This window comes from uncultured Gemmiger sp. (assembly GCA_944388105.1).
Taxonomy (GTDB): Bacteria; Bacillota; Clostridia; order Oscillospirales; family Ruminococcaceae; genus Gemmiger.
Genome location: CALXHN010000002.1, coordinates 57,197 through 64,930, shown reverse-complemented (window position 1 = coordinate 64,930; position 7,734 = coordinate 57,197). Strand labels below are relative to the sequence as shown.

4 protein-coding genes are annotated in these 7,734 nt (G+C 64.3%); all 4 read right to left on the bottom strand.

Features of this window, described 5'->3' with window-relative positions; all coding sequences use genetic code 11:
• Positions 1–1,874 (bottom strand): ATP-binding protein (locus Q0K17_RS00565; RefSeq protein ID WP_294538527.1); only part of this gene is annotated, 1,874 nt, incomplete at its 3' end.
• A gap of 31 nt (positions 1,875–1,905) precedes the next feature.
• Positions 1,906–4,449 (bottom strand): DUF4157 domain-containing protein, encoded by a 2,544-nt coding sequence (locus Q0K17_RS00560; RefSeq protein ID WP_294538525.1) that lies wholly within the window; start codon positions 4,447–4,449, stop codon positions 1,906–1,908.
• A 40-nt stretch (positions 4,450–4,489) separates the two neighbouring features.
• The gene (locus tag Q0K17_RS00555) at positions 4,490–5,590 is read right to left on the bottom strand and encodes a phage tail protein (protein ID WP_294538522.1); all 1,101 of its coding nucleotides are present in this window, start codon (positions 5,588–5,590) and stop codon (positions 4,490–4,492) included.
• 15 nt (positions 5,591–5,605) lie between these two features.
• Positions 5,606–7,684 carry a baseplate J/gp47 family protein gene (locus tag Q0K17_RS00550; RefSeq protein WP_294538519.1) on the bottom strand — a complete coding sequence of 693 codons (2,079 nt, stop codon included), beginning with the start codon at positions 7,682–7,684 and terminating at the stop codon, positions 5,606–5,608.
• Positions 7,685–7,734: the final 50 nt, after the last annotated feature.

The following is a 7,734-nucleotide window of genomic DNA, read 5'->3' as shown; positions in this document are numbered from 1 at the left end:
CCCGCCGCCAGGAAAACGGCGTTGAGGGCCACATTCTTGATGCTTCCGCCGGCCAGCTCAAACTGACGGGCCAGATAGGCAAAATCCAGGTCCTCCGCCGGCACTTCCGGCGGGAAGCAGCCACGCCAGATCTCTTCCCGCAGTTCCCGGGTGGGCAGCTGGAATTCCACCAGATACCGCATCCGGCGCATGAAGGCTTCGTCAATGTTGCGCTTGTAGTTGGTGGCCAGGATCACAATGCCATCGTACTGTTCGATCCGCTGCAGAATGTAGCTGACTTCGGTGTTGGCATACTTGTCCTTGGCGTCGTTGACCTCGCTGCGCTTGCCGAAGATGGAATCCGCCTCGTCAAAAAAGAGGATGACGTTGCTTTTTTCCGCCGTATCAAAGATTTTTTCCAGCCGCTTCTCGGTCTCGCCGATGTACTTGTCCACCACCTGGGACAGGTCGATGCGGTAGAGCGGCAGGTCCAGCATGTGGGACAGCACATGGACCGCCATGGTCTTGCCGGTGCCGGGAGGCCCCACGAACAGGGCCGACACATTGCGGCCGTAGGCAAACCGGCTTTCCATGTTCCATTCATCGTAGACCCGGTGCCGCCAGAGCACATGGTCCGCAATGTTCAGCAGTTTCTGTTTTTGTACCGCGGGCAGTTTCAGGTCATCCAGGGTATAGCTGGTGCGGATACGCCGGATGCCGCCCTGGTCCGGGGGCGGCAGCACCTGGCCGCAGACCCGGGCGATCTGGGCCTGGGTGGGGTTGGGGGCGGTGCTGGCCAGCTGTGCCACCGCGATGCGGATCTGCCGGGGGGTGAGTTTGTACTTGGACCCGCACTGCACCGCGTCCAGCTTCACCCCGGCCTGCCCGGAGAAGCCCTGCCACAGGGTGATCTGTTCCCCGCGGGTACAGTCGGGAAATTCCAGCTGCCGCACCGGCCGCCCCGCCCAGGGCAGGAAGCTGGCCGGACCGTCGGTGCAGATGCAGACGGCGGCCCCTTTTTCCAGCAGCGGCGCCGCACACAGATGGTAAAACCGTTTTTCCCAGGCTTCCGGTTCCGCCTGTTCCGGCTGGGCACGCTGCACAAAGCAGTCCGCATGGCGCAGGCAGATGCAGGCGCCATAGAAGAGGGCTTCCCGCCGGATGCTGTCCACCATCTTCCAGATGGTGGGCAGCGGGTTGGCCGCCAGCATGCGGCAATCCACCGCCAGCAGCTCCACCCCGTTGCGGGCAGCGGCATGGGACAGGGCAAAGAATTTGCCGATCCCCTCCGCCCCGCTCAGATGCAGCAGGTCCCCGGTCTGGCGGGCATCCGCCAGGTCCCGGGTGAGGGTATCCGCCAGCTCGGTGCGGATCAGAAGGTCCTCCCCCGGTCCGGTCCGCGCATAGGCGGCCACCTCTTTCAGCAGAGGGTCGATCTCATCCCCGCCGCCCAGGTAGCCCAGCAGGCGTTCGTCCGCCTGCAAAGGCGCCAGAAAGCTGTCCGGCTCTTCCGAGAGCAGGAACAGGCGCAGCTGGGCCAGCGTTTCCCGGGCTGTGTCCGGGGTTTCCCACACACTGCATCCGTAAGCTGCCTGCCACACCCGGGCAAAACACAGGGGTTGCCCTTCCGGGATCAGGCGTGCTTCGGTGCCCGGGTGCAGGGCGCAGGCCACCGCCAGACCCAGGCCCAGAGCGGCAGCTTCCTGCCCCGGTCCGGCACAGTACTCCCGTGCCAGCAGTGCAAACCGCTGCAGGGGCAGACTGTTTTGCATGGCTTTGTGGTCTTCCTCCTCCAGGTCAGCGTATTCCTGCCACAGCGGGTACAGGGGGTCGCTGCTTTCAGGCGGGTCCCAGGTATCCAGCGCCCGGGCTGCTATATATTCTATCGGATTCATGGGTCACGCAAATCTCCTTTTGTCCGTCCTGTTATGCGAAGATGGGAGTCGCGGTGGGGGCAGTGTTCTTTTTCTTACTCGGCGGCAGCCGTTTGGCGATACCGTATTTCTGCATGTAGGCCATCTGCTCCTGGTGGCGTTTTTCCTCTGCCGCCTTGCGCTCGGCTTTCTCCTTGGGCAAAGGCCGGACCACCGGCTGCCGGGGCTGTTCCTGCCTGGGAAGCTGTACATCGCCTTCCCGCAGGGTCTGGAGGGTATTGGCCATATACCGGTTGTAGGTCTCCCCGTTCCCCCGGTTTCTGGCACTTACCTCTGCGGCTTTGATCGTTGCAGCCCGGATCTCGGCTTCTTTGGCTTCCTGTTTCGCCGCCTTTTGCTCTTCCCGGTTGACGAGTCCCTGCTGGGCCGACACCACACCGCCCAGCCGCTTGTTGAGCAGCTCCAGCGGCACGTCTCCGTACTTCTCAGGGTCGAAGCCGGCCGCCTGCAGGACCTGGTCATCATAGCCCGAGAGCTGGCCATCCCCCATATTCTGATGCAGGCGGACGGCCTGGTGGGCGACCATACGGTTATACAGCTGCTTTTCATCCTTCGCATGGCTGGCCCGGGCCATGGCCTTGACCTTGTCCTTTTCATCCAGAGTGGAGGTATTCACCTGCTGTTCGGCCCGCTGTACATCTTCTGACGCCATCAGATCGCCCACAACCTTTTTCCGGGCATAGTGCTGCATGCCCTTGTCGGTAGCAGCCTTGGCCACTGCTGTGCCTTTGCTGACAGTGGACAGGGCCAACCCCACCGGCTGTGCCCCCGGGACCACGGCTGCCACGTTGCCCGCCGTTCCCATCACGGCACCCGCCAGCTCCACCGCGGCGGTGGCTTCGTTCTTTTTGGCGTTATATCGTCCCAGATTAGCCGCCTCGTAAGCTTCGACCTGTTCCGGGTCCTCAGAGTCATAACTCACGCCCTCTTGATTTCTGATGGCGTCAAATTTCTTTTTCCGATTGTGGGCCGCATGCAGATCCGAACCGGCCCGCACCGCAGTAAGGACATTCTGGACGACCGCCGCGCCCGTGGCAGCTTCCGCCGGGATGACCATATTGGCCGCCCCGCCCAGGCCGTCCTCCCCGAATGCGGAGTAAAAACTCTGCAAAGCACCGCTTCCCTTGGCCATAGAGTCCAGGGTGTGGTGAACCTGTCCTTCCCGGTCCCCGGCAAGGGCACTCTGTCGGGCCTGCACAACGGATTCCGCTGCATCCAGCCCGCTGCTCACCACGCCGGCCATGCTGGTCAGACCGGAGGCATGGGCGGCCGCCGTGCTGCCGGAGAACTGCTCATAGGCCTTGCCGCCGTCAATTCCCACCGCCTGATGGGCTTCCCGCACCTTTTCTCCGGAGCCCAGCGCCACATCCGCCACGGTGGCTCCCTTGTCCGTATAGCTGGCCGCCTTGTTCAGTCCTTCGCTGCGCTGGCCCAGCTGTTCATAACGGCTGAGAGAGTCTTGACCGGCGGCTTGTCCGGCCGCAGGGTCGGCCTTGATGACCTGGGTGTGGCCCCCGCCATTGTCCACAAATGTTCTTGTTGGTGCATCGTATTCGCCCTGGTTATCCTCTGCGGTCAGACGGCGGGCCGTCTTGGATTTTGCAAAAGACTGTTGCAGCGCTTCTTTCTGGTTATGGCGCCGCGCCTTGTGGATGGCGGCCCGCAGTTCCTTTTCGTCGTGGTCGCCGACACCGCCCAGCTGCTGCAGGAGCATGTCTTCCATCATCCGATCGTTGGTCTGCTTGTGTTCCTCCAGCTGCTTTTCCAGTTGTTCCTTGGCCTTCTTGCGTCTGTGCCGCTCCCGTATGCCGATACCTTTTTCCTCCGGATCGGGCAGGGCCTTGATCTGATTTTCCAGATGGATCTCGTACGGCGACTTGGGCCTGGTGAGCTTGGCTTCCATGGCCGCTATCGTATCCGCAAAGAGTTTCTTCTGGCGCTCTCTTTCTTCTTTTTTATCCTGCTTTTTGAGTTTGTGTCCGGTCCACCACCTCACGTTCTTCAGCACTTCTTCCTTTGTCATGCCGTGCTCCTTGGCAATGCGCTCCAAAGTGGTGCCGTCCCGCTGCATGGGGGCACCGGCGGGTGCGGAGGGCATGGGGGCCGGTGCGACGCCGGGGGCAGCGTCGGACTCCGGAGCACTGAATCCCCGGTCCGCCGCCTGTTCCAGGGCCGGCGTTTCGTTGATCTGGCCCGCGAAGTTGGGGCGCACCTCTCCCCTGGCCTGCTGCACCGTATGGCTCAGTTCGTGCATGAGCACCCGGCGGCCTTCCGCATCAGCGGGGTGATAGCCGCCCCGGGGGAAATGGATGGTGCTGCCCTGGGTGACCGCGTTGGCATAGGTTGCCTGGGGCAGATCGGATTCCACCACCCGCACATTCCGGGCGGAGTACCCGCTGCGGGATTCAAAGTCCGAGCGCACATCCTCCGGCAGGCTTTTTTCGGTCACGGGGCCCCGGGCATCGGCGATGCGGGACCTGAGCAGATCCTCCAGCTGTTCCGACTGCGACTGTTTTCGTCTGGTATATTCCGGCATAGGGTTCTCCTCCTTTTCGGTACGGGTCCGGCAGCGCCGATCATCCGATGGTAAAGTATCCGCCCAGGGTCACGCCGTCCACCGCCGCCATTTCGGGCGTGGACAGGCAGCTGTTCACGTCCAGGTAGCAGTGGGTGTCGGTGTAGCTGCACCGGCGCAGAAACACCAGACGGTGTTTCGTTCCCAGCATGCTGTATGCTTCCACCAGCCGGTCCAGCTGGGCCTCGCTGACCGGCAGGGGACCGGGATGGGCCGTCATGTTCAGAATGACGCAGAAGGTGTTGCCGTCCCCGCCGTACAGGGTCTCATACAGCCGGCGGCGGGCGGCAGGCATAGGCAGGCGGCTCCACTGGAAATACTCCACGATCTGCGGGCGGATGCCGCAGACCAGCTCCACCACCTTTTCCAGGGCGGCCCGGGTCCCCTTGCCGCCCTGGTAGAGCTGGCTGTCCCGGATCAGGCTGCGCAGCTGGTCCGGCCCGAACAGCCCGCCGGCGGTGTCGATGCCCAGCCACCCGGCCAGGGTCTCCACCTGATCGTCAGCGGCGCTCTCATAATCCAACAGACGGGGCACCTCATCCACCCGGCTTTCCAGGTCCAGGTACAGCGACTGAAACACCGCGATATAACGGCGGAAAAAGTCGTCCTGCTGATAGATCTCGGGGAAGTACTGGGTGAAGCTGTACCGGGGGAATTCCAGCCGCAGTCCCCGCAGCACACAGTCGGCGCTGTCCTGGGGCAAAGCGCAGATGCCAAGGTACACCCACCGCCCCTGCAGGCTGTGCAGCAGGATGTCCTGCCGGTCCACCGCCCGCAGATGCCGCAGGGCGGTGAGGCGGGCCAGCTTTTCCGCCGGGGAGGCTGCCGACGCCAGAAAGGCCGCCAGACTTTCCCCCGTGGGCTCGGTGTCCGTGGGGCTGACCGCCACCAGGATCTCCAGCTTGCTGCCCCCGAAGTCGCCTTCCACCACCAGACGGTTGTAGGTACTGTCCGCATCGGCGGTGTCAAAGGCGGCGAACCAGGCGCCGCCCCCGGCGTCCTGCAGATGCAGGCACAGTTCCGCATCCGGCGTAAAGCCGTGGAAACAGCCCGCCATCAGCGCGCGCTTATAGAAGTTGACTTGTTTCAGCGGCTGCTTCACGCGGCACGCCCCCTTTTACATGTATTCGATGCCGGTCTCCAGCAGATAGGTCAGGCAATCCGGTCCGGCGGTGATGTCCCCGTGTTCGTTCTTGCCGCCGCCCCGTCCGATATATTCCAGAGAGAGGCGTTCCACCCGCTGTACGCAGGGTTCCAGTTCCAGGGCCGAGAACAGCCGTCCGCAGTCCACCCCGCGGCCGTATTCTCCCGTATGCAGGGTCTCCACCGCCGCCCGAATGACCGCTTCCACCCGGGCGCGGCCTCCGGTCTCCCCGGGGCGCAGCCAGAGCCGGCCGTATACGCTGACGCCGATGTACTGGGCGGGTACCACCCGGACATCGGTGGTCAGGATGCGGCAGCGTTCCAGCTGGGCTTCCACCGCCCTGCGGTAGACCTCGCTGAGTACCGGCAGGCGCTGTTCCCAGCGGGGTTTCACCGCCACCACCACCGTGTTGATGGCGTCGGGCAGGCCATAGGTGCGGCTGTATGCGGCCATGGGGATGACCGCCACGCTGTCCAGCATCAGGCCGGGTGTGGCCATGGCAATGGCCCGGTAATCCTCCGCCGTGACGGCGCGGGTGGGGCGGGTCATCTTTTCATCCAGTTCGGTCTGGAGCTGGGCGGCGGTCTTGCGGCAGCAGCCTCCCGCCGCGGGGGCCGGGTTGTACACCCGCTCCACGCCGGTCATGGGGTCCTGGGGCTGGGTGACGCTGCCCGCCACCACGTTGCCGCCCTCAAACCGGGAGGTACAGAGTTCCACGGCCCACACATCCCAGCCGGCTTCCGGCTGGCGGCCCCGGCGGCTGTCCCCGAAAACCACCTGCCGCTGCTGCTCATCCAGCCAGAAAACGCAGTCGTCCCAGCCGGCTTCCATCAGGTCATCACAGGCATGCCACAGCCGGCAGACCGGCCTTCCGTCCGGGCCGGGGCGGACCAGCGCCAGGGTCAATGCGCTGATGTTCTCCGCGTTGATATCCAGCCGCAGGCCGGAACAGCCGTCGGTGCGGCCCAGGTACGCCATCTCCGCCGCCTGGGGGGACAGGGCGGTGACCAGGATGCGGTCCCCCGCCCGGGGCGCAGTTTCAAACCGGATGCGCGGCCGTCCGCTGACCGCAGGCAGTTCCACCCGGGCCAGGGCATCCGCCCCGGCATGTATCCCCGCCCACTGGGTATAGGCGTCCTCCCCTTCCCGCCGGACATAGACCGAAATCAGCGTATCCCGGCGCACCTGGAAGTCGGGTTCCAGAACGTCAGACCCGTCACTGACGAACATCTCCGTGCGGGCCCAGGTCCTGGTCTGCACAGCCCGCACACAGGCGGGCAGGACCCGCCCCAGACGCGGGGTCAGGTCATACTGATTTTTCACAAGCCGGCAGCGCAGGCAGCAGCCTTCGGCAGTGCCGGCAGGCTCCGGCAGGGTCAGGGTCAGAAAACCGCTGCGCAGAAAGCCGCAGGTCTCGTCCCCTTCCGGCTGCACGGCCTGCCATGCGCGGCCGTCAAAGGCCTCCCACGCCAGTTCCGCCAGCCGGAAATCCTGTTCAAAGGGGGTACGGGGCTGGGGGGCCAGTTCCAGGTACAGCCGCACCCTGCCGGACAGCGGCTGTGCAAACCCCAGATACAGACAGGTCCCCGCCGGACTGGCAGGGCTGAACAGCGGGGCAAATCCGCCGTCCACACCGGCCCGGGGGAACAGATCCACCCGCCGGCCCTGCTCTTCCAGGTAAAGGGCCGTCAGGCGGTTGGCCTGTCCCCGCAGGGATTCCACGGTTTCAAAGGAGATATCCCCCGCGTACACCCGGGTGCCTTTGGGCAGATCCAGGGGGCCGGGGCCTTCCAGTGCCAGCACACATTCCGCTTCCCGGCGGACAGGGCGGATGCCCAGCAGTTTGAAATATTTGAGCCGGTGCACCTCCCCCGAAGCATTCATGTAATAATGCAGGGTATCAAACAACCAGGCAAAGGTCTCCAGGGTGGTGATGCCGGGGTCCGCCGCGTTGAAGTTGGTCCATTCTTCGGTGAGAGTGGGGATGCGGGCCTTGGCACGCTCAAAGATGGATTCGTAATCGTCGCCGTCCAGGCGCGGCACTTGCAGCATAAAACACCTCCGGGGCGTCCGCCCGTTGATTTTGCCGGCGGCGGTCCGCC